Source organism: Verticiella alkaliphila (genome assembly GCF_018904615.1).
Classification (GTDB): Bacteria; Pseudomonadota; Gammaproteobacteria; order Burkholderiales; family Burkholderiaceae_B; genus Verticiella; species Verticiella alkaliphila.
In genome coordinates, this window is record NZ_JADCNH010000002.1 from 108,163 (window position 1) to 134,843 (window position 26,681).

Genomic DNA, 26,681 nt, shown 5'->3' on the forward strand with positions numbered 1-26,681 from the left:
TCCGCCCGCCCTGGAGCTTCTCGCGCATGACCGCTGATTTCGAACTCGCCAAGACCCGCTTCCTCGAAGGCATTCAACACTTCGAGGCGGATCGCCTGGCCGAGGCCGAGGCGGCGTTCTCGGCCTCGCTCGCGGCGCTGCCGGGGCGGCCGTCCACGCTCACGAATCTGGCCGCGACACGGCTGCGGCTCGCGCGTCCTGCCGAGGCACTGCCACTGCTGGAGGAAGCCACTGCCGCCGAGCCGGACAATGTCGAGGCGTGGTGCCACCGGGCAGTGGCGCTGGGCGAACTCGGTCGGCTCGACGAGGCGCTGGCAAGCGACGCCAAGGCCCTGGCGCTCGACCCGGCCTGCGTGCCGGCGTTGCGACATCGCGGCCTGGCGTTGCAGCGGTTGGGCCGCCACGGCGATGCGCTCGCGGCCTTCACGGACTGGACGCGGCAGCAACCCGGCCATGCCCAGGCCTGGCTGCACCAGGGCGAGGCGTTGCTCGCACAGGATCGCCAGGGCGAGGCCTTGGCGGCCTTCGACCGTTGCCTCGCGATCGATTCGGACGTGGCGCATGCCTGGAGCCGGCGCGGGGCCATCCTGAAGCAGCTGGGTCAGGCCGAAGATGCTGCCGATGCCTTCGAGCGTGCGATCACGCTGGGGGCGGATGCCGAGTTGAATGGTTTCCTGCTCGCTTCCGTGACGGGCCGCAAGGCCCCGGCGGCGGCCCCGCGGGGTTACGTGGAATCGCTCTTCGACAACTATGCGCCGGATTTCGATGCTCACCTCGTCGATGTGCTGCGCTATCAAGGGCACACGCATCTGGTCGAGCAGCTGGCCGCGCAGATCCCCGCGCCGGTGGGCTCGATCCTGGATCTGGGATGCGGCACCGGCCTGTGCGCTTCGCTCCTGCGCCCGGTGACGCGCGCGTTGCATGGCGTGGACGTTTCGGCCGCGATGGTGGAGAGCGCCCGCGCCCGCGGCCTCTACGACGCGGTCACCCAGGCCGACCTTGCCGAGCATCTGGCGAGCACGGACGAGCGTCACGATGTGCTGGCTGCCGCCGACGTCTTCATCTACCTGGGGGATCTTGCCCCGGTGTTCGCCGGCGCGCGCCGCGTGCTCCGAAGCGGTGGTCTGCTGGCCTTCACGGTGGAGAAGGGCGAGCCGGGCAGCACGTATGCGCTCGCGCCCAGCCTCACGTATCGCCACGGCGACGACTATCTGCGCACCTTGGCGGACGCGCACGGCTTCGAGGTGCTGTCGTTGACCGAAGCACCGATCCGTGAGGACCAGACTCGGCCGATCCCGGGCTGGTACGCCGTGCTTCGCACGCTGGGCTGAGAAGTCCAGCCTGCCGGTGCCTGTGGCGTAGGCTGGCCGCACGGGTCGGACGCGGCGGCGTCGCGTCGCCGCACCCGGTAGTAGGGGGCTCAGCCCCCCGCCACGACCCTCACGGCGTCACACACTGAAAGCTCTCCGCCTTCTCCGGGTCACCCTTGCCGTCGTAGCGGGCGTAGGCCGGGTAGGCGCACAGTGGCCGGGTGCGTCCCGGATACACCGTGGTGCCCGATGCCACGATGGCGTCAGGCGCCTGCTTCTGCTCGACCCAGCGCGAGAGCGCGCCCAGGCCATCCCAGCGATCGGTGGCCGCACCGCCCTGGCAATGCGCCATGCCCGGAATCAGGAAAAGACGCGAGAAGTCCGCGCCATCCGCCGGGTGTGACGCCTGCAGGCGTTCGAAGTAATCGATCGTCTCCAGCGGCGAGAAGATCGGATCGGCCATGCCCGTGGCCATCAGGAGCTTGCCGCCAGCCGCCTTGAAGGCGTCCAGGCGCGCGTCGGCCGCGGTGTTGTAGATGGCGGCGTAGGCATCCATCCGGGGCGGGTCGCGATCGAAGTCGAAATCCAGGATGTTGAAGTCCGGCTGGGGCGGGGTGAAGAACTCGTGCGCCATCGCGTCGCCGATCAGCGTCACGTTGCGGGCGTTCGGCACGGGGCCCTCGGCGGTACCGAGCTTCCAGCCACGCCAGTCGTTGGCAGGGTGGCCGACGCCGGCGTCCCAGGGCCAGGCCGCATAGAGCGCTTCGCCCGCGCTGTTGCGTGGCTCGGCGAAGATGCGCGCAAGCGTGTTCACCTTCTGCGGTGTAAGGCAGGCGTCGGTTTGGCCGGGCGCGCATTGCAGTGCCTTGACGTCGAACTGGCAGGCCGCCGGGTTGCTCACGAGGCCGTCGGCCAGGCCATCCTTGGCGTCGCATTGCGCCAGGATGCCATCGCGCAGCACGCCGAGGTCGGCGTTGGTGAGCGCCTTGGCGAGGATCGGCGCGCCCTCCGCATTGCGCGGGGCGATGGCGGTGAGCTCGATGCTGCTGTGCGCCGACGCGATGGCAGCGCCACGCGCCACGGTCATGGCCGGGGCCATGGCGATCACGCCGTCGAAGTAGTCCGGAAAGCGTTGCGTGAACATCATGCCCTGGCGTCCGCCGCCCGAGCAGCCGATGAAGTACGAGTATTCGGTCGGCTTGTCGTAGTAGGCCTGGATGAGGTCCTTGGCCGCGACAGCCACCTTGTCGTAGCTGTTGTAGGCGTGGTCCACCCGGGCCTGCGGATCCAGACCGAAGCTCGCGTCGGTGCCCTCGTGACCCGCGTCGGTGGAAACGACGGCATAGCCCTGGTTCAAGGCGGGCGAGGTGGTGGCCTGGGTGCCCAGCGCGGGGCGCACGACGCCATCGTTGCCGCCACCCCCCTGGAAGAGGAAGCGCCCATTCCAGTCATCGGGCAGACGCAACTCGAAGCCGATGGCGTAGGGCTTGCCGTCCACGCCCGTACGCGGGTGCATGCTGCCAGTCACGCGGCAGTGTGGCACCAGCGCGGCACCGCTGGGGGCCGTGCCCGTCGTGACGGTTTCGGTACGCAGGGTGGCATCGGCCAACGTATGCCTGGCAAAGGCGGCGCAGGCATCGGCCGAGCCCGTGGGGCTGGCATCGGAATCGCCGCCGCAGCCGGCAGCGAGGAACAGCGCGCACACGGCGCTCAGGCGAAAGGGAAGCGGGGGCATCGTGTCTCCTCGGTGGTTGTTTTTCTTTCATCATCGCCCGGCGCCCGTGGGCCTGTCAGTCCTCCGCGAGGACGACAGCGGCAGCGATGCGTCCACGCGCCCGCGGCCCGGCAGACGGGTGGCCGCGCGGCGCGCGACGCAGCGCGTTCGGGCGCGTCACGCCCGTGGCCTACAATCCAGGGTTTCCTGCCCGAACCCGTCTTTCGAGTCCGCCATGGCCCAATTCGTCTACACCATGCACCGCGTCGGCAAGGTCGTGCCGCCCAAGCGGCAGATCCTGCGCGACATCTCCCTGTCGTTCTTTCCTGGCGCCAAGATCGGCGTGCTGGGCCTGAACGGCTCTGGCAAATCCACCGTCCTGCGCATCATGGCCGGCGTCGATACCGACATCGAAGGCACGGCCCAGGCCATGCCCAACCTGCGCATCGGCTATCTGCCGCAGGAGCCCGAGCTCAACCCCGCGCACACGGTGCGTGAAGCGGTGGAAGAGGGCATGGGCGACGTCTTCGCCGCCAAGAAGCGTCTGGACGAAGTCTATGCCGCCTATGCCGAACCGGATGCGGACTTCGATGCGCTCGCCAACGAACAGGCAGAGCTTGAAGCCATCATCGCGGCGGGCGCCTCGGGTGGCGACGCTGATCACCACCTGGAGATCGCGGCAGACGCCCTGCGCTTGCCGGCCTGGGATGCCGTCGTCGGCAATCTGTCCGGCGGTGAGAAGCGCCGCGTGGCCCTGTGCCGCCTGCTGCTGTCCAAGCCCGACATGCTGTTGTTGGACGAGCCCACCAACCACCTGGATGCCGAGAGCGTCGACTGGCTGGAGCAATTCCTCGCCAAGTTCTCCGGCACCGTGGTGGCCGTCACCCACGATCGCTACTTCCTCGACAACGCCGCCGAATGGATCCTGGAACTGGACCGCGGCCACGGCATTCCGTGGAAGGGCAACTACAGCTCGTGGCTGGAGCAGAAGGAAGATCGCCTGAAGCAGGAAGAGTCCAACGAATCGGCCCGCCAGAAGACGATCAAGAAGGAACTGGAGTGGGTGCGCCAGAACCCGAAGGGCCGCCAGGCCAAGTCGCGTGCACGTATCGCCCGCTTCGAGGAACTGAGCTCGCACGAGTACCAGAAGCGCAACGAAACCCAGGAAATCTTCATTCCCGTGGCCGAGCGCCTGGGCAATGAGGTGGTCGAGTTCACCAATGTGAGCAAGGCCTACGGCGATCGCCTCCTGATCGACAACCTGAGCTTCAAGGTGCCGCCGGGCGCCATCGTCGGCGTGATCGGCCCCAACGGCGCGGGTAAATCCACGCTGTTCCGCATGATCGCGGGCCAGGAGCAGCCGGACACGGGCAGCGTCACCATCGGCCAGACGGTGCAGCTTTCCTACGTGGACCAGCACCGCGACGCCCTCGAATCCAACAAGTCGGTGTTCGACGTGGTCTCCGACGGCGCGGATCTCATCACCGTGGGCCGCTTCGAGATGCCGGCGCGCGCCTACCTGGGCCGCTTCAACTTCAAGGGCGCCGACCAGGGCAAGCTCGCCGGCCAGCTCTCGGGCGGCGAACGTGGCCGTCTGCACCTGGCCAAGACGCTGGCCGCTGGCGGCAACTTCCTGTTGCTGGACGAACCGTCGAACGATCTGGACGTGGAAACCCTGCGTGCCCTGGAAGACGCCCTGCTGGAATTCGCCGGCAGCGTCATGGTGATCAGCCACGATCGCTGGTTCCTGGACCGCATCGCCACGCACATCCTGGCCTTCGAAGGCGATTCGCAAGTCGTCTTCTTCGATGGCAATTATCAGGAATACGAGGCGGACAAGAAGCGCCGCCTGGGCGAAGAGGGCGCCAAGCCCAAGCGCATCCGCTACAAGCCGCTCACGAAGTAACCGGCGTGGCCTGGCCCCCTGCGGGCCAGGCCTGCCAGCGCCACAGGATCCGGTCTATCCCCGGATCGCGGATTTTGCGAGCCGCGCAAGTTGTCTCGGAAACTTTGTCAGCGATGACGATCTTTCCGCGGCACGGATTTGCGTCTTAAGCAAATATCACCAAGTGCCCTCCTGCACTCGGTCGACACCATTGACGCCCTGTTCTGCCTGCTGCAACATCCCGCAGCAAACAGTCGTCATCCGACTGTCATCGATCAGGAGTCTTCATGCGTCGTTCTCTCCTTGCGGTTGCCGTCACGGCTGCCCTGGTCCTGCCCCTCGCCGGCCAGGCCAAAACCCTGCGCTGGGCCAGCCAGGGCGATATCCTCACCCTGGATCCTCACGCCCAGAACGAAGGCATGACCATCGCGGCCTCGAGCTACGTCTACGAGCCGCTGCTGCAGTACGACGCCGAGTTCAATCTGGTGCCGGCGCTGGCCACGGCCTGGGAACAGACGTCCCCCGACACCTGGCGCTTCACCCTGCGCCAGGGCGTGAAGTTCCACGATGGCAATGATTTCACCTCGGAAGACGTGGTGTTCTCGTTGAAGCGCGCCATGGCGCCCACCTCGCACTTCAAACTGTACGTGGGCGGCATCAAGGACGTGAAGACGGTTGACGATCACACCGTGGAAGTGATCACCGACGGGCCCAATCCCGTCCTGCTGCGCCAGCTGACCAACCTCTTCATCATGGACAAGAACTGGTCCGAGAAGAACAACGCCAGCGTCCCGCAGGATTTCACCAAGAACGAAGAGACCTTCGCCGCGCGCAACACCAATGGCACCGGCCCCTATCAGCTGAAGAGCCGAGAAGTGGACGTGCGCACCGTCTACACCGAGAACCCGAACTGGTGGGGCAAGGGCGAGAAGAAGGGCAACGTCACGGAAGTGGTGTACACCCCCATCCGCCAGAACGCCACGCGCACCGCCGCGCTGCTCTCGGGCGAGATCGATTTCATCCTCGATCCCCCCGCCCAGGATCTGGACCGCCTGCGCCAGCAGGCCAAGGTCGTCGAGGGCAACGAGTACCGCACGATCTACCTGGGCCTCGATCAGCAGAGCCCGGAACTGAAGTACTCCACCATCAAGGGCAAGAACCCGTTCGCCGATCCGCGCGTGCGTGAAGCCCTGTACGTGGCCATCGACGTCGAAGCCATCAAGAAGGCGGTGATGCGCGGGCTGTCCGCCCCCACCGGCACCATGATCGCCCCGCAGGTGCAGGGCTGGACGAAGGAACTCGCCCAGCGCGTGCCCTACGACGCCGAACGCGCCAAGACGCTGCTCAAGGAAGCCGGCTACGCCGAAGGCCTGAACTTCACGCTGGATTGCCCGAACAACCGCTACATCAACGACGAAGCCATCTGCCAGGCCATCGTCGCGATGTGGGCGCGCGTGGGCGTGACGGCGCGCCTGAACGCCATGCCGCGTGCCACGTACTTCCCGAAGGTGCAGTCCTACGACACCAGCGCCTACATGTTCGGCTGGGGCGTGCCCACGTTCGACGCCCTCTACACGCTGCAAAGCCTGATCCGCAGCAAGGGCCAGGGCGCCGACGGCTCGTTCAACTACGGCCACTACAAGAACGAGCAGGTGGACAAGCTCATCGACCAGATCAAGGTCGAGACCGACGAGGCCAAGCGCAACGCCGCGATCCACGAAGTGCTGAAGATCCACGCGAGCGAGTTCGGCCACATTCCTCTGCATGACCAGGTCATCCCCTGGGCCATGAAGAAGAACGTCGACGTGGTGCACCGTGCCGACAACCGGCTGACCATGGAGTGGGTGGTCGTCAACTGATGGCGTGACCTGACGGCGCGCGACGGTCCCACGGCCGTCGCGCGCCGCGCTGCATTCTGAAGTCACAAGAGCGCATTCGACGTCCCGAGGCCGCTGGCGCCGCAGGCCATAAGCGCTGCCGCCGCCGGGCATTCTCCGGTCAGACGCCCCCCCGAGGGGCATTTTCCCGTTTGTCGCGGTATCCGCGCGGCAGACCCGGTAACGCCTATGCTTGCTTTCATTCTCCGACGCCTCATCCAGGCCGTGGTCGTCATGCTGACCGTGGCCCTGCTGGCGTTCATGCTGTTTCGCTATGTCGGCGATCCGGTCACCATCATGCTGGGGCAGGACGCCACGCCAGAGAGCCGCGCCCAACTGCGCAGCTCCCTGGGCCTGGATCAATCCGCACCCGTGCAGTTCGCCCGCTTCGTGGGCAATGCCGCGCAGGGCGACTTCGGCCTTTCGTTGCGTCAGGGCCAGCCGGTCTCGCAACTGCTCGCCGATCGCCTGCCCGCCACCGTGGAGCTGTCCGTGGCTGCCGCGTTGCTCGCCCTTGTCGTGGGCGTACCGCTGGGCGTGTACACCGCGCTGCGCCGAAAAAGCTGGCTCGCGCAGGGCATTCTCGCGTTCTCCCTGCTGGGCGTGTCGCTCCCCACGTTTCTCATCGGCATCCTGCTGATCCTGGTGTTCTCCGTGCAATTGGGCTGGCTGCCCAGCTATGGCCGGGGCGAGGTCGTCGATCTCGGCTTCTGGACGACGGGGCTGCTCACGGCCTCGGGCTGGAAACACCTCATCCTGCCGGCCATCACGCTCTCGCTCTTTCAGCTCACGCTCGTGCTGCGTCTCGTGCGCTCGGAGATGCTCGAGGTGTTGCGCGCGGATTACATCAAGTTCGCCCGGGCGCGCGGCCTGCGCCAGCGCACCATCCACTTCGGGCATGCCTTGAAGAACACCCTGGTGCCCGTCATCACCATCACCGGCCTGCAACTGGGCGGCATCATCGCCTTTGCCATCGTCACCGAGACGGTGTTCCAGTGGCCGGGCATGGGCCTGCTCTTCATCCAGGCGGTGCAGTTCGCGGACGTGCCGGTCATGGCGGCCTATCTCTGTCTGATCGCGCTGGTCTTCGTGGTGATCAACCTCGTCGTGGACCTGCTCTACGCCGTCGTCGATCCCCGGCTGGGCCTGGCGCGCTCTGCGGGAGGCCACTGATGAAACGTCTTCTCGCTCGCGCCTGGGACAGCGATCTCGCCTGGTCCTGGCGCCATACCCCGGTGGCGGTGATCGCCACGGTGCTCTTCGTCGTCCTGATGGTCGGCGCTTTCGGCGCGCGCTGGGTCGCCCCGCACAACCCGTTCGATCTGGCCACGCTCAACCTGCTGGATGCCCTCTTGCCACCCGCCTGGCTCGATGGCGGGCAGGTGAGCTACCTGCTCGGCACGGACAGCCAGGGCCGTGATCTCTTCTCGGCGCTGCTCTATGGCACCCGGGTGTCGCTGCTCATCGGCATCGCCTCGGTGGCGCTGTCCATGGTGATCGGCATTGCCCTGGGCCTGCTCTCCGGCTACGCCGGAGGCCGCACGGACGCCTTCATCATGCGCGTGGCCGACGTCCAGCTCTCGTTCCCGGCCATTCTCATCGCGCTGTTGATCGATGGTGTGGTGCGCGCCGTGGTGGGCACGGGCAACCACGATGCCATCGCCTTTCCGGTGCTGGTGGGGGCCATCGCGCTCGCCGGCTGGCCGCAGTACGCCCGCACGGTGCGCGGCTCGACGCTCGTCGAGAAGAACCGCGAGTACGTGCAGGCCGCCCGCGTGATCGGCGTGCCGGCGGGCGTCATCATGTTCCGCCACGTGCTGCCCAACGTCATGGGCCCGGTCATGGTGCTCGCCACCGTGCACCTGGCCACCGCCATCATCACCGAAGCCACGCTGTCCTTCCTCGGCGTGGGCGTGCCGGCGACCTCGCCGTCGCTGGGCACCCTGATCCGCGTGGGCAACGATTTCCTCTTCTCGGGTGAGTGGTGGATCGTGATCTTCCCGGGCCTGGCCCTGGTGTTGCTGGTGCTGTCCGTGAACCTGCTGGGTGATTGGCTGCGTGATGCCCTGAACCCTCGGCTGAACTAGACAAGGAGAGCTTCCATGACCCCATTGCTGGAGGTTCGCCACCTGCAGGTGGAATTTCCCTCGCGCCGCGGCACGCTGCGCGCGCTGGATGACGTGTCCTTCACCATCGCCGCAGGCGAGGTGCTGGGCGTCGTCGGGGAGTCCGGTGCGGGCAAATCGCTCACGGGTGCGTCGATCATCGGGCTGCTCGAGCCGCCGGGGCGCATCGCCTCGGGCGAGATCCTGCTCGATGGCAAGCGCATCGACAACCTGCCGCCCGAGGCCATGCGCCGTGTGCGCGGGCGGCAGATCGGCGCGGTGTTCCAGGATCCGCTCACCTCGCTCAACCCCCTCTACACCGTGGGGCGGCAGATCGCCGAGACCATCGTCACGCACCTGGACCTGTCCTGGGCCCAGGCGCGCGAGCGCGCGGTCGAATTGCTTGCCGCCACCGGCATCCCGGCGGCGCGCGAGCGGATCGATCACTATCCGCACCAGTTCTCGGGCGGCATGCGCCAGCGCGTCGTGATCGCCCTGGCGCTGGCTGCCGAACCCAAGCTCGTGGTGGCCGACGAGCCCACCACGGCGCTGGACGTGTCCATCCAGGCGCAGATCATCGAGTTGCTCAAGCGTCTGTGCCGCGAGCAGGGCACCGCCGTCATGCTGATCACGCACGACATGGGCGTGATCGCCGAGACGGCGGATCGCGTGGCCGTGATGTACGCCGGCCGTGTGGCCGAGATCGGGCCGGTGGCCGACGTCATCCATCGTCCGGCGCACCCGTACACGCGCGGCCTGATGGGCTCGATTCCGTCGCTCGAAGCCCACGCCGAGCGGCTCGTGCAGATCGACGGCAGCATGCCGCGGCTCACGGCCATCCCGCCCGGCTGCGCCTTCAATCCGCGCTGCCCGCAGCGCATGGAGCGCTGCACGCGCGAGCGTCCCGAGCTGCTGCCCGCGGGCGCCTCGCGGGCGGCCTGTTGGCTGCATGACATGCATCAGGAGGCCGCATGACGAAGCCCGCTACCCCGCTCGTGGAAGTCGTCGACGCCGCGCGCTGGTTCGACGTCTCGCCGCCCTGGCTCGAACGCATGATCTCGCGCCGGCCGCGCGTGGACCTGCGCGCGGTCGACGGCGTCACCTTCACCATTCGCAAGGGCGAGACGCTGGCCCTGGTGGGTGAATCCGGCTGTGGCAAGTCCACGCTCGCTCGCCTGCTGGTGGGGCTGTATGGCCTCACCCGGGGCGACATCCGCTTCGACGGGCGCTCGCTGACGTCGGTGCATGGCGCGCAGGCGCAGGCGCTGCGGCGGCGTCGGCAGATGATCTTCCAGGATCCCTACGCGAGCCTGAACCCGCGCTGGCGCGTGGGGCGGATCATCGCCGAGCCCCTCAACGCCCTGGCGGACATGACATCCGCACAGAAACGCGAGCGGGTGGACGCCTTGCTGCGCCAAGTCGGGTTGGACCCGGCCGACCGCACACGCTACCCGCACCAGTTCTCGGGCGGCCAACGCCAGCGCATCTCGATCGCGCGGGCACTGGCGGCGCGGCCGGAATTCCTCGTGTGCGACGAGCCCACCTCGGCCCTGGACGTGTCCGTGCAGGCGCAGGTGCTCAACCTCATGAAGGACTTGCAGCGCGAGCTGGGCCTCACCTACCTCTTCATCTCGCACAACCTGGCGGTGGTGCATCACGTGGCCGACCGGGTCGGCGTGATGTACCTGGGCCGGATCGTCGAGTTGGCGCCGCGGGATTCCCTCTTTGCGCGGCCGCTGCATCCGTACACGCGGATGCTGTTGTCGGCGATTCCGGATATCCGCGGCGGCGGACACGCCCGCACGCCGGTGGCAGGGGAGGTACCCAATCCGCTCAATCCGCCGCCTGGCTGCACCTTCCACCCGCGCTGCCCGCATGCGCGGGACGTGTGCCGCCAGGAAGCCCCGGCGTTCCTGCCGGCAAAGGGTGACGCCGAGGTGGCGTGCCATGGCGTCGCGCAGGGCTGGCCTGACGTCATGTCGCCGACAGCCGAGAGCGCGGGGCGGCCCGTGGTGCCGATCGCGGTCGAGGCCACTCCCTGACGAGGGGGGGGGCGGGCCAGCAGGCCGCCTGACCGTCGTCCCGGCTCGGGCACAGGCCAGTTTGGTCAGGTGGCCGAGCCACTCGGCCTTTCTGCCTGCGGGACGACCGGGCGCGGGGCGTGGCAGGACGTCGCCGTCTGCTCGATGCTGCATTGAACACCGGGGCCGGCTGCGTGCCGGCCCTGAATCGTTTCCTGGAGATCGATAAATTAAATAAATCACAATCGTTCTCATTTGGATTGCCTATTGCGATGAGAATAATTATCATCTTCAGCATTCCATCCACCCGGGAGCGACCCATGGCTCACGCAGCAGCCCTCAGTGCCGTCATCGTAGGCGCCGACCGCCTCGGCAATATCCCCGATCTGTTGAAGCGGCTGAACATCGCGATCACCCACCACATCAGTGGCCGGGATCCATCCCACCAGAAGAAGACGCTGCAGTTGCCCAGCGGCACCGAGCTCGTCATCCTGCTCACGGATTTCCTCGGCCACAACGTCATGAAGACCTTCCGCCAAGCCGCGCAGCGCTCCGGCATCCGGGTCGTGGCCTGCCGTCGCTCGGTGTGCAGCATGCAGCAGGCGCTGGAGAACTGTGGCCTGTGCGATGGCAACGGCGAGGCCTGCGGGCGTGACGCCGCGCAGGAGAAGGTGGTGCGGGTGATGCGTCGGCAGTGAACGGCGAGGGCAGGGCAGCCCGCTGCGGTGGCCATGATGTCGCGTTGCGGGCAAGGCCACCGGCGGTGGCCACGGACCACCGCGCCGGCATCGCCGCCCCCCCGAAATGACAAAGGCGAGCCATCGGCTCGCCTTTTCTCATGGGGCCTCGGCTGGGGTGCCGTGGCAGAAGATCCGGATCAGCGTTGAGCCGACGCCAGCTGCGTGGCCGCCTGGGGCAGGCGGCGGGCGCCGTTGTAGCGGCTCTTCCAGTACCGGCCGGTCATGTCGTCCACGCGCACTTCGCCACCGAGCTCGGGGCGTGCAGGAAGCGATCATTGCCCACGTAGATGCCGACGTGCGAGTAGCGGCGGCCCATCGTGTTGAAGAAGACGAGGTCGCCACGCTTCAATTCGGCACGGGCGATCTGCTGGCCTTGCTTGGCCTGGTCGGCCGCGCTGCGCGGCAGGTGCAGGCCCAGCGACTTGCGGGCGATGTACCAGACGAGACCGCTGCAATCGAAGCCGGCGTCAGGCGATGCGCCACCGTACTTGTATTGAGTACCAAGGTAGGCCAGCGCCTGGCCCACGAAATCCGCATCCTTGGCGCCGGGCTTGTCCAGCGTGCCTTCCAGGATGGCGGCCGGCGAGCGACGGTCAATGCGGGTGAGCAGGACACCGATCTCGTCGGTTTCGCCATACGCAAAAAGCCGCGCTTCGGGCGCGGCTTTGATGGGCGTGAGTTCGGCGGTGGGCTGCGTGGTGCTGGCGCAGCCCGTGAGCAGCAGCAGTGCCATTCCTAGTCCGACGAGCCAGCTCCCCTTTGAAGACGATGCGTTCGATTGTGCGGGAAACGTGGCGTTCATCATGGTGGCGAGGGCAAAAGGAGAGGAATGGCGCGGCTTGCGGACCGCCCGGCACGTCATGAAAAAAGGGGAAAACTGCGGATACAACCGACAGGCAGGCTAGACAATACATGCTGTCAGTTTTAAAAGTCAATGAATCAATGGCTTAGGTTTCACACCTTACAGCGTTACGTGAGACGAGATGTAATCGCATTGGTCACATTCTGCTCATCCACAAATGTAACGGCAGCGAGATGGCGTGTGGGGGCAGGCCCGACTTTGGTCCAACTGCGCCTGTACGGGCAGGGCGCTATCATCGAGGAAAGCCGCAGGCTGTACACCGTGCCCCCGAGACGGCACGGCCCGGAATCCACAACGAGAAAGGTCACCCGATGGCGAATGCAATCGAATCCGTACTGGTCGAGAACCGCGTCTTCCCGCCGCCCGAATCCCTGGCGCAGCAGGCAAACATTGCGGGCATGGCGGCCTACCGCGCGCTGTGCGAAGAAGCCGAGCGCGATTTCACGGGTTTCTGGGGGCGGCTTGCCAACGAGAAGCTGGATTGGACCACACCTTTCAAAACCGTGCTCGACGAGTCGGACGCGCCCTTCTATCGCTGGTTTGCCGACGGCGAGCTGAACGTCTCGGCCAATTGCCTGGACAAGCACCTCACCAACGGCAATGCCGAGAAGACGGCAATCATCTTCGAGGCGGATGACGGCACCGTCACGCGCGTCACCTACCGCGAGCTCCATGCGCGCGTCTGCCGCCTCGCCAACGCGCTGCAGGCAGCGGGCTACCAGGCCGGCGAGCGCGTCATCATCTACCTGCCGATGTCCATCGAGGCCGTCGTGGCCATGCAGGCCTGCGCGCGCTTGGGGCTCACCCATTCCGTCGTCTTCGGCGGCTTCTCGGCCAAGAGCCTGCACGAGCGCCTGGTCGACACGGGCGCCGTGCTTGCCATCACGGCGGATGCGCAGCGCCGCGGCGGGCGCACCATTCCCCTGAAGCCTGCCCTGGACGAAGCCCTGGGCATGGGCGGCTGCGAGGCCGTGCGCCAGGTGATCGTGTATCGCCGTACGGGCGACGAGGTGGCCTGGACCGAAGGCCGCGACGCCTGGCTGCATGAGGTCGAGGCGGGCCAGGCCGAGACGCACACCCCGGTGCCGGTCAACGCCGAGCATCCGCTCTTCATCCTCTACACCTCCGGCTCCACCGGCAAGCCCAAGGGCGTGCAGCATGCGGCCGCGGGCTTCCTGCTGTGGTCGCAGCTGACGATGGAATGGACCTTCGATCTCAAGCCGGAGGACGTCTACTGGTGCACGGCCGACGTGGGCTGGATCACCGGCCACACCTACATTGCCTATGGGCCGCTCGCCGCAGGCGCGACCCAGGTCATCTTCGAAGGCGTGCCCACCTTCCCGGACAGCGCGCGCTTCTGGCGCATGATCCAGGCGCACAAGGTCAGCATCTTCTACACGGCGCCCACGGCCATCCGCTCCCTCATCAAGGCGGCCGGCAGCGATGTCAAGGTGCATCCGAATCAGTTCGACCTCTCCAGCCTGCGCATCATCGGCTCGGTGGGTGAGCCGATCAATCCCGAAGCCTGGATGTGGTACTACAAGGAAGTCGGCGGCGAGCGCTGCCCGGTGGTGGACACCTGGTGGCAGACCGAGACAGGCGGGCACATGCTCACGCCTTCGCCGGGCGCCACGCCCACCAAGCCGGGCTCCTGCGCCATGCCGCTGCCCGGCATCATGGCCGACATCGTGGACGAGGCGGGTGGCCCCGTCGCGCAGGGGCAGGGCGGCTTTCTGGTGGTCAAGCGACCATGGCCTTCGATGATCCGCAACGTCTGGGGCGATCCTGAGCGCTTCAAGAAGAGCTACTTCCCGCCGGAGATGGGCGGCCACATCTATCTGGCAGGCGATGGGGCCCATCGGGACGCCGAGGGCTACTTCTGGATCATGGGCCGCATCGACGACGTCCTGAACGTCTCCGGGCACCGTCTGGGCACCATGGAGGTGGAATCGGTGCTGGTGGCGCATCCTCTGGTGGCCGAGGCCGCCGTGGTGGGTCGCCCGGACGACGTCTCTGGCGAGGCCGTGGTGGCCTTCGTGGTGCTCAAGCAATCCGTGGACGAGAGCGAGGCGCCGGACGTGGCCAAGACCCTGCGCGACTGGGTGAGCAAGGAGATCGGGCCGATCGCCAAGCCCAAGGACATCCGTTTCGGCGAGAATCTGCCCAAGACCCGTTCGGGCAAGATCATGCGCCGGCTGCTGCGCCAGGTGGCCCAGGGGCAGGAGATCACGCAGGACACGTCCACGCTCGAGAACCCGGCCATCCTCCAGCAACTCGGCAAATCGCATTGAATCGTGGCCGCTGTGCATGCGTCGCAATGGTGCATAGGGTATTCACCTAGTGAACATCCCGGTGCATAAGCTCATAATTTGACGCATGCAGTGGAGGAGACGACACCCTGCATGGGGCATAGACGCCGAATGGCGCAGCGGCAGTAACCCATAAGAATGAAAGAGGAATCCGGGGTGGCCGGGGACGGAGGAAGTCCCGGTCACTCCCCCCTCGACAACGCGGAAGTACCCAAATGACAAACGCACCTAGACGGTGCGTTTTTGCGTTTGTGGTCGTCCCTTATGCGTCAGGCGCAAGCTTGGCGCACGCATCGACGCAGTCAGTCTGACTGCCTTGTCCCCTTGGGGGCAGAGTCAGGCCTCCTGGCTCCTCGTGCGCAGGTAGCGTCCAACGCAAACGGCGCCAGGCAGGGTTGCCAGGCGCCGTGTCGCGAGCGCCGGCACGGCCGAACGCTCTGGGCTCTCAGGTAGCCGTGTGTCAGGCCACAGCGGGCTCGCACTGCGACAACCGATGCGTGGCTGCCTTGTAATGCACCACGGGGCTCGCATCGCTGCACGTCGTGCGGCGGATTTTGCCCACGATGAGATCGTGCGTGCCGAGCGTCTGCGTGCACAGGATCTCGCATTCGAGGCTCGTCACGGCATCCGTGAGCACGGGCATGCCCTCCGGGCTCACGTCCCAGGCGCCGGTGGCGAAGCGGGCCGGGCCTTGCGGGGCGCACAGCACACTGGACATCACGCCTTCGTGATACTCGCCCAGGATGTTCGCCACGAAGCGGCCATTGGCGAGCAGCACCCGATGCATCGACGAGGTCTGGTGCACGAAGAAGCCCACCATGGGCGGCTCGGCCGAGATCGAGGTCAGGCTGGAGACCACCATGCCGGCCACGGATTCGCCCGCGCCCGTTGTGATGATGCTGATCCCGCCCGGCAGGCCACGCATGGCCGCCTTGAATTCCGCCAGCGACACCACGTCGTCGGCGTCGTTGCGGGTGATATGGGCGCGGATGTGGCCATCGGCGTCCACCCAGCCCGCCTTGGTCGCGTAGGCCACCATGTTGGCAAAGCCTGCTTCCCAGTCCGGATCGCCGGCCTGGTTGGACAGAAAACGCAGCACGGGGGCGGCCAGGCGGATGTGGTCTTCGTCCTCGCGCCGGCCGATACGTGCGATCGCCTGCTCAAGCCGGTCCTGAGGCTGAGGATCGATCAGCACGTCGAGCCGCCGGAAGTCTGCGGGATCACGCAGGGTGATCGCGCCGGCATTGGTCAGGTGAATGCGCACGGTTCAGCTCCTTAGGCCGCGTCAGCGGTCTGGTCGATTTCCTTGCGAATCGCGGGGATGATCTTGTCGCCCCACAGTTCGATCTGCTTGAGCATCGTCTTCTGGTCGAAGTCGCCCAGCTGCGTCTGCAGCGCTATGTGCTTCGGACGCAGGATGCAGATCTCTTCCAGCATCTTGTCGATGACCTGATTGACCGAGCCCACGGGCAGGTTCTGGCGCAGCTGCTCGAACGACAGATCCGTCTCGGACGGCACTTCCTTGACCATGTAGCCGTCTTCGGACTGCTGGCGGCGGTACTTCAGGCTCTCGGAGATCCGGCGCTGGAAGCGCGCGTTGTCCAGGTACGAGTCGATCTCGGCGCTGTTGTCCGAGGCGTAGCCACAGCGCAGGAAGCCGAACTTCACGTCGCGGTCCAGATCCTTGCCTTCGTCGGCAGCGATCTTCTCCAGACGGCCGCGCAGGTTGGCGATCGCGTCGTTGCCGTTGAGCAGCGAGGTCACGAAGAGGTTGTAGTCCTCGCGCACGGCGCGGGCCAGGGTGAGCGGATTGCCCGAGGTCACCCAGATCGGCGGCATCGGATCCTGGATGCAACGCACGGCGATCGAGCTCGGCGGCACCTTCAGGAACTGGCCTTCGTACTCGAAGATCTTCTCTTTCAGACCCTTGGGCAGGATGTCCAGGAATTCGTTGTAGATGGCGCCCGAGTTGGCGATGTCCACCCCGAAGCGCTCGAATTCGAACTCTTGGTAGCCCGAACCCACGCCCAGTTCCAGGCGGCCGTTCGAGACCGTATCGACGAAGCCGACTTCGGCCAAAAAGCGCGCCGGGTGGTACAGCGGCAGGATGCACACGGCCGTGCCCAGGCGGATGCGGCTCGTCTTGGCAGCGGCATGCGCCACCGTCATGAGCGGCGAGGGCGACAGCGAATAGTTGTTGAAGTGATGCTCGGCATACCAGGCGGTGTTGAAGCCGGCCTGCTCGGCAACGACGGTCTGCTCGATGGAATTGTTGATGACCTGCTGCGAGGTCTGATGGTAGCCCCGTTGCTGGGCCAGAATGAACACCCCGAATTCCATGATGAATCCTCCGTTGTCAGGTTTTGAGGCATTCTAGATTGCGCTTGGTATCATGCGGAATAACCGAAAACAAGCGTTCTGAGCTGCAAATTCCGGAGGAATCATGGACCGTCTTCGCGCGATGGAGCTTTTTCTGTCGATTTCGCGCACCCAGAGCTTTTCGGAGACGGCGCGGCTGTTCGGCGTGTCCGCCACCTCGGTGTCGCGGATGATCACGGAATTCGAGAACGAACTGAACGTGAAGCTGTTGCTGCGCTCGACGCGGCAGGTGGTGTTGAACGAGGCAGGGCAGGAGTACGCCCGTCAACTGGAGGGCATCCTCTGGAGCATCAATGAGGCCCACAACAACATCACGGCCATCCGGGCAGCCCCCAAGGGCACGCTGCGGGTGCATTCGCGCATGATGTTCGGCCTGGGCGTGCTGCCCCCGCTGATCGCCGAATTCCGCACGCAATATCCCGACATCCACATCGAATTGCTGCTGGCCGAGACCAAGGCGGATTTGCGCCGCCAGCAGATCGACATCGACTTTCGCATTGCGCCGCCTGTCGAGGCGGGGCTCAAGCGCCGCATCCTCTTCAAGAGCGAGCGCCATCTGGTCGCCTCGCCGGCCTACGTGGCGTCCATGCCGCCGCTGACCGAGCCGCGCCAGGTGGCCGAGCACCACTGCCTGCCGTATCTGCTGCCCGGAGACAACTACGTGTGGCGCTTCATGACGCCCGATGGCGTCGAGGAGGTGGCGATCAAACCGCGGCACGTGTCGAATACCGGCATGGCGCTGCTCGAACTCGCCCGCCTGGGGGAAGGTATCGCCCTGCTGGACGACTACACCATTGCCAACGACGTGGCGCGCGGCACCCTGGTGCGCCTCTTGCCCGAGTTCCGCGTCACCAACACCACGTTCGAGGAAGGCATCTATGCGACGATCCTCGACACGCCCATGATCCCGGCCAAGATCCGGCTCTTCCTGGATTTCGTGGCCTCGCGCGTGTCCGGCAAGGACCAGCGCTTCCAGGCCTATCGCAAGCCCGCGAACTGAAGGGCCGGAGCACCGCCTCAGCTGCGCCCGCAAGACGCGATGGGGTGATGCCGCCCGGCTTGCCGAGCCTGGTTCAGCCGGCCACGATCCGCGTGCGCGGTGCCGTCGTGCCCTGAAAGCCGGAGCCCCGTACGCGCAGCACCGCGCCATCGAGCGGGCCATCCGCGCGCAGACGGCCGCTGTCCCGGATCGTCGTCACGTAGAGTTCGTCCAGATCCGGCCCGCCAAAGCACAGCGAGGCTGGGTGGGCCACCGGGAGGTCGATGCGGTGGGTCAGGGTGCCGTCCGGCCCGAACCGCGCAATCGCCCCCACCAGCACGAGCGCCGTCCAGAGCCCGCCGTCCGTGTCGAAGCAGGCGCCGTCCGGGGCGGAGTCCACGGCGGTGGTGTCGATGTAGACGCTGGGATCGCCCAGGCTGCCGTCGGCCTGCCAGGCATAGCGGTAGATCTTGCGCGCGACGCTGTCGGCCACGACGAGGGCATCGCCGTGCGGCGTGGGGCGCGGACCGTTGACCACGCCGAGTCCTTGCGCGAGCCGCGTGAAGCTGCCGTCCGGCGCGAGCCGGTACAAGCCGCCCAGCGGGGCCTCGCCGGGCTCGCGGCCCGCGTGCATGGTGCCCACCACGAAACTGCCGTCGGCCAGACTGACGCCGTCGTTCAGCCGCACCTGCGGGTGGCTGTCGTGGATGCGCGCGAGGCGGGTGAGCTCGCCGCTGTCCAGATCATAGAGTGCGACCTCTTCCTTCAAGGCCACGACCACTCGTCCATCGGTGTTCAGCGCGAAGGAGCCGGTGGGCGGGGGCAGTTCCCAGTGCGGACCCTCGCCCGTGTGGGCGTCCAGCCGGTGGATGCGTCCTGCGCGGCAATCCATGAGCCAGAGGGACTGGGTCTGCGCATCCCAGATCGGGCATTCGCCCAGGGCCGTGTCCACCGTGCCGAACCGGGTGATGTCGGAAGTCATCGTGACGCACTCTCTCTATATATAGATAGGACCATGGAAAACGCCACGGCCATCGAGGCCGTGGCGCGGGATGCCGACCCGTTGGGGCGAGCGCTCAATCCAGGACGATGTTGTTTTCCTTGATGATCGCACCCCAGTGTTCGACGTCGGCCTGGATCTGTGCGTCGAGTGCGGCGGGGCCGCCGGTCTTTTCCATCTGGCCATTGCGCCGCAGCAGGTCACGGAAATCTTGGCTCTGCACCACCTTGATGGCCGCGGCGGAGTAGGCCTCGACCAGTTCCTTGGGCGTGCCCTTCGGGGCATGCAGCGACGTCCAGTACGTGGACACCAGTTGCGGATAACCGAGCTCGGCCACGCTCGGCACGTCCGGGAAGGACGGGTCGCGCTCCTGGGTGCTCATCGCGAGCATCTTCACCTGGCCCGACTTCTGGTGTTCGACCAGTGCGATGGGCGTGGCCGAACTGAGATCGCCCAGCCCACCCATCAAGTCGATCAGCGAGGAGGGAATGTTCTTGTACGGCACGCTCAGCACGTTGACGTCCAGCGCCTTGGCCACCAATAGGCCATACAGATCGCCCACGCTGCCCGGGCCCAGGGTGCCGTAGCGCAGCGGCTGGTCGTTCTTCTTGCTGTAGTCCACCAGCTCGGGAATCGAATTGACGCCGAGCTTGGTCGGCACCGTGAGCGTGAGCGGACCTTCGAAGAGCAGGGCCACCGATTCGAAACTGTCAAAGCCGAAGGGCAGGTTCGGGCGCAGCAGCACGTTCAGCGAGATCGGGCCGGTGCCGCCGATCAGGAGCGTGGTGCCGTCCGGCTCGGCACGCGCCACGTAGTTCGCGCCAATTACGCCATTGGCGCCCGGCTTGTTCTCCACGATGATGGTGCGCTTGAGTTCTTCGCCCATGCCCTTGGCGAGCATGCGGGCAAAGTTGTCGTTGATGCCGCCTGCAGCGTAGGGCACGACGATGGAGATGGGACGCTCTGCCTGCGCGGCGGGTGCCGCGAGCGCCGTCATCATGGCGACGGCGGTGGTGATGAAGCCAAAACGCTTGAAGCCCAACATGTCGGGTTCTCCTCCGATAGAGCCGCGATGTGGATGCCGCGCACCCGAAAGGGCGCCGAGGCATCGGCCGCGTGGAATGGGTGAAGGGGGCGCATGACCCGCGTGGACGGCGCCTGCCGCCCGTGGTGTGTCCCCCGTGGGCTGTCGTGGCAGCCCTCATGTGCTGCCTATCATACGGGGGCGCATGCTTGCGAATACCCCCGGAATCGGCAGGTGTGTTTGAACGGGATTGGCGGGAATCATGTCCTTTGGATGCTCTTGCGCTCGCAAGGCCAATGCGCCAGCAGCCGCGACTATGGGGCTTTTGCGCAGGACAGAACGGAGATTTCCACCACAAATTGACGGAATGTGCGTCCCTATAATCCTTGCATGCACGGCTCCCGGGCCGTCGACATCGCAGTCTTAAAAACGGAGAGGCAATCATGAAGACGAACGCCATGGGGCGCATCGACGTCCTGCAATGCACTACGCGGGGGGCCGCATGACCGATACCGTCGTTCGCCTGGATGTGGCCGATGGCGTGGCTGTCGTCACGCTGGATCGCCCGCCCGTCAATGCCCTCAATCGCGATATGCGCCGCCAGATCGTCGCCACGTTCGACGCGATCTCCGAACGCGAAGACATCCGTTGCGCCGTGCTCACGGGCAATGGCTCGGTCTTCTGCGCTGGCGCCGATCTGAAGGATCGCCCCGATGCCGACGTGGCCGGCGATTTCCTCGAACACAACCGCATCACGCGCGAGACGGGCAACGCGATTCGCGAGTGCGCCAAGCCCGTGATCGCCGCCGTCAACGGCACCGCGCTCGGCGCTGGCATGGGTCTGGTCGCCGCGTGCGACATCCTTTACGCCTCCGAGACGGCCACCTTCGGCATGCCCGAGATCAACGTGGGCCTGGCCGGCGGCGCCTCCATGCTGCGCACGCTCTTTGGCCGCTCCACGCTGCGCCGCATGTTCTTCACGGGCCAGCGTCTCACGGCCCATGATCTGCTGCGTCGCAACGTGCTCGAGGACGTGCTGCCGCCCGAGGAATTGATGCCCGTGGTGATGGAGCTTGCGCTCGAGATCGCGCAAAAGGCCCCGCTCGCCCTGGTCTACGCCAAGCGTGCGGCCAACATGGTGGACGTGATGCCGCAGCGCGATGCCTACCGCTTCGAGCAGGAATTCACCTACGCCTTGTCCAAGACGGAAGACGCCCGCGAAGCCCGCATGGCCTTCCTCGAAAAGCGCAAGCCGCAGTTCAAGGGCCGCTGATCCATGGCGCGCACTGACCAACTCGCACCCGGCACGGGCCTGGACGCCTTCTTCGATGCTAAAGGCATCGCCATCGTGGGCGCTTCCGGTGACATCACCAAGATCGGCGGACGCCCCGTCCACTTGCTGAAGAAGTACGGCTACGCCGGCCCGATCTACCCGATCAACCCCAAGGCCGACGAGGTGCAGGGCCTCACGTCGTACGCCTCCGTGCGCGACACCCCTACGGCGCCCGACATGGCGATCCTCGCCGTGCCGGCGCAGGCCACCGCGGATGCGCTGCGTGACTGCGCCGCGCGCGGTGTGCGTGCGGCCGTCGTGCTGTCCTCCGGCTTTGCCGAGGCTGGCCCGGAAGGCGTGGCCATGCAGGACGAGCTGGTCGCCATCGCGCGAGAGGCCAATATCCGCCTGCTCGGGCCAAACTGCCTGGGCACGGTCAGCACCACCAACGCGGCCATCGGCTCGTTCTCCATCGTGCTCGAAGAGAACATGCCGGCCGCGGGCCACGTGGGCATCGTCTCGCAATCCGGCAACATCGGCAGCTTCACCGTGCAGAACGTGGTGCAGCGCGGCCTGGGGCTCTCGCGCTTCATCGCCACCGGCAATGAAGCCGATGTGGACGTGGCCGACGGCATCGCCGCGCTGGCTGAGGACGAGAACACCCGCGTCATCCTGTGCTGCATGGAGACGTGCCGCGACGCCGATCGCCTGATCGACGCGCTGGCACGCGCCCGTGCGCGCAACAAGCCCGTCATCGTGCTGAAGATCGGCGCCACCGAGCTGGGTCAGGCGGCCGCCGCTTCGCACACCGGCGCATTGGCCGGGTCCGATGCCGTCATCGATGCCGTGTTCCGTCGGCATGGCGCGCTGCGCGTCTATTCGCTGGAAGCGCTGCTGGACGTGGGCCAGGCCGCCTCGCAGCTGATGCCCGGCCGCCTGCCTGCCGGTGACAAGGTCACACTCGTGGCGGCTTCCGGTGGCTTTGGCATCATGATGGCCGATGCCATGAGCGAGGCAGGCATGGAACTGCCGGCGTTGAGCCCGGACACGCAGGCGCGCATCCGCGAGGCCGTGCCGAGCGCAGGTACCAACAATCCCGTCGATGCCTCGGCGCAGATGTCGAGCCGCCCGGACATTCTCTTCAAGATGTTGTCCGCATTGCTGGAAGAGCCCAACAGCGACGCCACCGTGCTCTTCATGTCGCTCGCGCTGCACAACCAGCGCCTGCGCGGCGTGTACATGGAAACGCTGGCCCGCATCCGCCAGGATCATCCCGAGCGCCTGCTGATGGTGATCAGCAGCGGCCCGGCCGATGCCGTGGCGCAGATCCGTGCGCTGGGCATTCCGGTGTTCGCCAGCATCGACGCCGCGGCCGAAGGCACGGCCGGCCTGGTGCGCCTGGGCCGTCTCGCCCAGTTGGGCGAGGCATCCGCCTACACCGGCGCGCGAGCGCCGGTCGATCCGGCGGTGTTCCGCAACGAATTCCATGCCAAGCAGGCGCTGGGCGCCGCGGGCATTGCCGTGCTGCCCGAAGCGCTCGTCATCTCGGCCGACGACGCCGTGGCGCAGGCCGATCGCCTGGGCTACCCGGTGGTGCTCAAGATCGCTTCCGAGGATATCCAGCACAAGACCGAGATCGGTGGCGTGGCCCTGCGCCTGGCCGACGCGGCCGCGGTGCGTGACGCCCATGCCCGCATCCTGGCCTCGGCGCAGCAGCACGCGCCGAAAGCGCGCATCGACGGCGTGCTGGTCGCCCCGATGGCGCAAGGCGGCGTCGAGCTCATCGCCGGCGTCTCGCGCGATCCGGTGTTCGGCCCCGTCGTGATGGTGGGCATGGGCGGCATCTATGCCGAGGTGCTCAAGGACGTGGCCGTGCAGACGGCACCCGTGAGCGTGGCGGAGGCCGAGTCCATGATTCGCGGTCTGAAGCTCTTCGCTCTGCTCGATGGCGCGCGCGGCCAGCCCAAGGCCGACGTGGCCGCTGCCGCACAGACAGTGGCGCGCCTGTCCGAATTCGCGTGCCGCCACGCCGATGACGTTGCCGAGATCGACATGAACCCCGTGCTGGTGCGCCCGCAAGGGGAAGGTGTCGTCGTACTCGACGCGCTGATGATTCCGACGGGTGCCACGGCCCCGTCCACGCATTGAGAGAACCATGACCTACGACACTACCGTCGCGATCCCGGATCCCGCATCCGCGCGCGATGCCTACCGGCAACATGCGCGCACCTGGCTGCAGGCCAATCTGCCCGCTCACATGCGTGCGGACAGCCTGGAATACCGCAACCCGACGCTGGCCGAGTGCCGCGACTGGGAAGCCGCCATGTACCAGGTCGGCCTGGCGGGCATGACCTGGCCCAAGCAGTACGGTGGCTACGGCCTGTCGCTGCGCGAGCACCTGGCCGTGAACAAGGAGATCGGCGCGCTCGCGATGCCGGACAGCGTGAGCTCCATCAGCAAGGAGCTCGCGGGCCCGATCATCATGGCCGTCGGCACCGAGGAACAGAAGCAGGCCTTCCTGCCCGCCATCCTCGAGATGCGCGAGTACTGGTGCCAGGGCTTCTCCGAGCCGGATGCCGGCTCCGATCTCGCCCGCCTGCGCACCAAGGCCGTCCAGGAAGGCGATTCCTGGCGCATCAACGGTCAGAAGATCTGGACGAGCGGCGCGGCCAAGGCGCATTACTGCCTGCTGCTGACCCGCACCGGCGTCGTGGCCGACAAGCACCGTGGCCTCCTGATGTTCGCCGTGCCCATGGATACCCCGGGCATCCGCGTGGTGCCGATCAAGTCCATCGACGGCAAGGATTCGTTCGCCGAAGTGTTCTTCGATGACGTGGTCGTGCCCGACAGCGCCCGCCTGGGTGCCGAGGACGAAGGCTGGAGTGCGGCGATCCGCGTGCTCGGCATCGAACGCGCCACCAACCGCATGTACCGCCCGTGGCGCTTCGAATGCGAACTGCGCCAGCTCGTGCAGGCGTGCAAGTCCGATCCGGCGCTCTCGCGTCTGCTGGACGATGGCTACTACCAGCGCCGCATCGGCGAGGTCGTGGCCCAGATCGATGCGCACAAGGGTTTGGTCGAGCGCACGGTGGACTTGATGATGGCGGGCGAGGGCATCGGTGCCCGCGGCTCGCTCACCAAGCTGTATTGGTCCGAGTGCCACCAGGCTTTCGCATCGCTCGCGCTGCAGCTCGTGTCCCACGTGAACCCGGGCTCCAGCCCGCTCGCGCGCCGGGCCCGCAAGCACTTCACCACCGCGTATCTTTTTGCTCGTGCCGAGACGATCTACGCCGGCACGTCGGAAGTGCAGCTGGACGTGATCGCCCAACGCATCCTGCAACTGCCCAAGGATCTCTGACATGACGATGCAAGACGACAGCCTGCGCCCTGAGGAACTCGCGGAGGCCGCCGCAGCCGCCATCGAGGACGCGCAAGGGCGCTCGGTGCGCGAGGCCGCCAAGGTGCTGGCCGAGGCCGGCCTGATCGGCGTGGGTGCCGCGGAGGACGACGGTGGCCTGGGCCTCGGCCTGAACTTCGCCGTGCCGATCGCCCAGGCGGGCGGCATGGGTCAAGTGGGCGTGCCGCTCGTGGAAAGCCTGGTGTTGGCCAAGGCGCTCGCGGGCTCGCCCGAGGCCGCTGCGCTGGTGGCAGGTGAGAAGCTCGCCACCATTGCCTGGCAGGGCGACCTGACACAAGGCATGGCCGGGCACGCGCGCCAGCTCGCCGAGTGCGACTGGGTGCTCGTGGCCGACGGCCAGGGCGGGGCGGCGCTCATCGAGGTGCATGGCCTTGAGATCGAGAGCGATCCCGCCCTGGATCCCGAGCGCCCGCAGGCCTGGATCCATCTGAAGGGTGCGCGCACCGTGGCCACGCTGGATGCCGAAGCCTACGCGGCGCTCATCCACGATGCCCAGGTGCTCACCGCCGCGTGGCTCAATGGCGCGGCCCAGGGCGCCCTTGAGCGCACGGCGAGCTACATGGCCACCCGCGTGCAGTTCGGCCGTCCGCTGTCGGCCAAGCAGGCCGTGCGTCACTGGCTCTCGCGCATGCGTCTGCAATGGGAGGCGGCGTCTGCCAGCGTGCACCGCGTGCTCTCGCCCGATGAGTTCGGCGCGGCTCGCAGCCCGTTGACGGCGTTGGCCGTGAGCATCGACAGCGCGGCCTTCGTCCTGGAGAAGTCCATCCATCTGCATGGCGGCATGGGCTTTACGTGGGAGCTGCCCCTGCACGTGGCCCTGCGCGATGTGCGCAAGATCGACGCGGCGTTCGGCAGCGGCAAGCTGACCCAGGACATCGGCCGCCAATTCATTCAAGCGGCCTGACGGCCCAGGATCACATGACCATGCAACAGGATCTCGCCGGGCGCGTCGCCCTCATCACCGGTGCCGGCAACGGCATCGGCCGCGAAACCGCCCACCAGATGGCCGCCCGCGGCGCCATCGTCGGTGTGAACGACCTGAAGGAAGAGTTCGTCGAGGCCGCCGTGGCCAGCATCCGTGCCGCGGGTGGCCAGGCCTTCGGGGTGGTGCAGAACGTCTCCACCCGCGACGGTATCCATGCGGCCGTGCAGTCTGCCCATGAGCAGGGCGGTGGCCGCTTTGACATCCTCGTCAACAACGCGGCCTGGGTGCGCTACCAGGCCGTGCCGGAGATCGCCGAAGACACCATGGACCGCATGCTGGCCGTGGGCTTCAAGGGCGTGATCTGGGGTATCCAGGCCGCTGTTGCCGCCATGGACGCCGAGCGCGGTGGCGTCATCGTCAACGTGGCCTCCACGGCTGCGCTGCGCTCGGCGCCGAACTCGGTGGTGTACTCGGGCATCAAGTCCGGCATCGTCGGCATCACCCGCGCCGCCGCGGCCGAACTCGGCGCGCAGAACATCCGCGTCAACGCGGTGTGCCCGTCGGCCATTCCGACCGAAGGCACGCAGCGCAACCGCAATGCCGAGCGCGATGCGCGTCGGGTGGCCACGACACCGCTGGGCCGCCTGGGCACGGTGGAGGATATCGCCCGCGGCATCTGCTTCCTGGCGGGTGACGAGTCCGGCTTCGTGACCGGGCAGGCGCTGGTGCTGGATGGCGGTGTGACGTTCAGCAATCTGTAGGCGTGGCGGCGGTGCGGTCCTGACCCGCATCGCCCCACCGTACGCCAGCGTGGATCGATGCCAGACGCGCCGGGCGCTCAAGACCTGAGCGCCGCGTCG

At 66.8% G+C, this 26,681-nt stretch carries 21 protein-coding genes; 15 read left to right on the forward strand and 6 right to left on the reverse strand.

Features of this window, described 5'->3' with window-relative positions; translation table 11 throughout:
* Positions 1–26: 26 nt before the first annotated feature.
* Positions 27–1,331, forward strand: coding sequence for a tetratricopeptide repeat protein (locus IMZ29_RS02100; protein ID WP_216179841.1), 1,305 nt, complete (start codon positions 27–29; stop codon positions 1,329–1,331).
* A 109-nt stretch (positions 1,332–1,440) separates the two neighbouring features.
* Here the strand turns inward: IMZ29_RS02100 and IMZ29_RS02105 are convergent, their stop codons facing one another.
* Complete coding sequence (locus IMZ29_RS02105) at positions 1,441–3,045, reverse strand: tannase/feruloyl esterase family alpha/beta hydrolase (protein WP_216179843.1); 1,605 nt, start codon at positions 3,043–3,045, stop codon at positions 1,441–1,443.
* Between the two features lie 214 nt (positions 3,046–3,259).
* Here IMZ29_RS02105 and ettA point away from each other — a divergent pair, with 214 nt between their 5' ends.
* The 7 genes from ettA (at position 3,260) to IMZ29_RS02140 (ending at position 11,610) form a co-directional block, all read left to right on the forward strand.
* The gene (gene ettA / locus IMZ29_RS02110; RefSeq protein ID WP_216179845.1) at positions 3,260–4,930 is read left to right on the forward strand and encodes an energy-dependent translational throttle protein EttA; all 1,671 of its coding nucleotides are present in this window, start codon (positions 3,260–3,262) and stop codon (positions 4,928–4,930) included.
* A 266-nt stretch (positions 4,931–5,196) separates the two neighbouring features.
* Positions 5,197–6,768, forward strand: coding sequence for an ABC transporter substrate-binding protein (locus tag IMZ29_RS02115; RefSeq protein ID WP_216179848.1), 1,572 nt, complete (start codon positions 5,197–5,199; stop codon positions 6,766–6,768).
* Positions 6,769–6,975: 207 nt separating this feature from the next.
* Entirely contained in the window at positions 6,976–7,959 is a 984-nt protein-coding gene (locus IMZ29_RS02120; protein WP_216179851.1) for an ABC transporter permease, read from the forward strand.
* Complete coding sequence (locus IMZ29_RS02125) at positions 7,959–8,873, forward strand: ABC transporter permease (RefSeq protein WP_216179855.1); 915 nt, start codon at positions 7,959–7,961, stop codon at positions 8,871–8,873. The genes IMZ29_RS02120 and IMZ29_RS02125 overlap by 1 nt, the downstream gene beginning before the upstream one ends.
* A gap of 15 nt (positions 8,874–8,888) precedes the next feature.
* A complete protein-coding gene (locus tag IMZ29_RS02130) occupies positions 8,889–9,866 on the forward strand; it encodes an ABC transporter ATP-binding protein (RefSeq protein ID WP_216179858.1) in 978 nt (325 codons plus the stop codon).
* Positions 9,863–10,933: an ABC transporter ATP-binding protein gene (locus IMZ29_RS02135; RefSeq protein ID WP_216179861.1), complete on the forward strand. Its 1,071-nt coding sequence runs from the start codon at positions 9,863–9,865 to the stop codon at positions 10,931–10,933. Before IMZ29_RS02130 ends, IMZ29_RS02135 begins: the two co-directional genes overlap by 4 nt.
* A 299-nt stretch (positions 10,934–11,232) precedes the next feature.
* Positions 11,233–11,610, forward strand: coding sequence for a DUF2325 domain-containing protein (locus tag IMZ29_RS02140; protein ID WP_253206665.1), 378 nt, complete (start codon positions 11,233–11,235; stop codon positions 11,608–11,610).
* A 262-nt stretch (positions 11,611–11,872) separates the two neighbouring features.
* Here the strand turns inward: IMZ29_RS02140 and IMZ29_RS02145 are convergent, their stop codons facing one another.
* On the reverse strand, positions 11,873–12,385 hold the full coding sequence (locus IMZ29_RS02145; RefSeq protein ID WP_253206667.1) for a C40 family peptidase: 513 nt from the start codon (positions 12,383–12,385) through the stop codon (positions 11,873–11,875).
* A gap of 440 nt (positions 12,386–12,825) precedes the next feature.
* Here IMZ29_RS02145 and acs point away from each other — a divergent pair, with 440 nt between their 5' ends.
* A complete protein-coding gene (gene acs, locus IMZ29_RS02150) occupies positions 12,826–14,805 on the forward strand; it encodes an acetate--CoA ligase (protein WP_216179864.1) in 1,980 nt (659 codons plus the stop codon).
* 478 nt (positions 14,806–15,283) lie between these two features.
* On the opposite strand, the gene IMZ29_RS02155 is transcribed toward acs, so the two are convergent.
* The gene (locus IMZ29_RS02155; RefSeq protein WP_216179866.1) at positions 15,284–16,087 is read right to left on the reverse strand and encodes a flavin reductase family protein; all 804 of its coding nucleotides are present in this window, start codon (positions 16,085–16,087) and stop codon (positions 15,284–15,286) included.
* 11 nt (positions 16,088–16,098) lie between these two features.
* Positions 16,099–17,163, reverse strand: a complete 1,065-nt coding sequence (locus IMZ29_RS02160) for an LLM class flavin-dependent oxidoreductase (RefSeq protein WP_216179869.1) — start codon at positions 17,161–17,163, stop codon at positions 16,099–16,101.
* A 103-nt stretch (positions 17,164–17,266) separates the two neighbouring features.
* Here IMZ29_RS02160 and IMZ29_RS02165 point away from each other — a divergent pair, with 103 nt between their 5' ends.
* The gene (locus IMZ29_RS02165; RefSeq protein ID WP_216179873.1) at positions 17,267–18,202 is read left to right on the forward strand and encodes a LysR family transcriptional regulator; all 936 of its coding nucleotides are present in this window, start codon (positions 17,267–17,269) and stop codon (positions 18,200–18,202) included.
* A gap of 73 nt (positions 18,203–18,275) precedes the next feature.
* Here IMZ29_RS02165 and IMZ29_RS02170 read toward each other — a convergent pair whose 3' ends face one another.
* Both IMZ29_RS02170 and IMZ29_RS02175 read right to left on the reverse strand, forming a co-directional pair.
* The gene (locus IMZ29_RS02170; RefSeq protein ID WP_216179876.1) at positions 18,276–19,163 is read right to left on the reverse strand and encodes an SMP-30/gluconolactonase/LRE family protein; all 888 of its coding nucleotides are present in this window, start codon (positions 19,161–19,163) and stop codon (positions 18,276–18,278) included.
* Positions 19,164–19,257: 94 nt separating this feature from the next.
* A complete protein-coding gene (locus IMZ29_RS02175; protein WP_253206668.1) occupies positions 19,258–20,226 on the reverse strand; it encodes a tripartite tricarboxylate transporter substrate binding protein in 969 nt (322 codons plus the stop codon).
* 481 nt (positions 20,227–20,707) lie between these two features.
* Here IMZ29_RS02175 and IMZ29_RS02180 point away from each other — a divergent pair, with 481 nt between their 5' ends.
* From IMZ29_RS02180 to IMZ29_RS02200, 5 genes are read left to right on the forward strand one after another with little or no spacing between them, the layout of a single operon-like run.
* A complete protein-coding gene (locus tag IMZ29_RS02180) occupies positions 20,708–21,478 on the forward strand; it encodes an enoyl-CoA hydratase/isomerase family protein (protein WP_216179879.1) in 771 nt (256 codons plus the stop codon).
* Between the two features lie 3 nt (positions 21,479–21,481).
* Positions 21,482–23,626 carry an acetate--CoA ligase family protein gene (locus IMZ29_RS02185; RefSeq protein WP_216179882.1) on the forward strand — a complete coding sequence of 715 codons (2,145 nt, stop codon included), beginning with the start codon at positions 21,482–21,484 and terminating at the stop codon, positions 23,624–23,626.
* A 7-nt stretch (positions 23,627–23,633) separates the two neighbouring features.
* Positions 23,634–24,836, forward strand: coding sequence for an acyl-CoA dehydrogenase family protein (locus IMZ29_RS02190; RefSeq protein WP_216179884.1), 1,203 nt, complete (start codon positions 23,634–23,636; stop codon positions 24,834–24,836).
* Position 24,837: 1 nt separating this feature from the next.
* A complete protein-coding gene (locus tag IMZ29_RS02195) occupies positions 24,838–25,800 on the forward strand; it encodes an acyl-CoA dehydrogenase family protein (RefSeq protein WP_216179887.1) in 963 nt (320 codons plus the stop codon).
* 14 nt (positions 25,801–25,814) lie between these two features.
* Positions 25,815–26,582 carry an SDR family NAD(P)-dependent oxidoreductase gene (locus tag IMZ29_RS02200; RefSeq protein ID WP_216179890.1) on the forward strand — a complete coding sequence of 256 codons (768 nt, stop codon included), beginning with the start codon at positions 25,815–25,817 and terminating at the stop codon, positions 26,580–26,582.
* Positions 26,583–26,681: the final 99 nt, after the last annotated feature.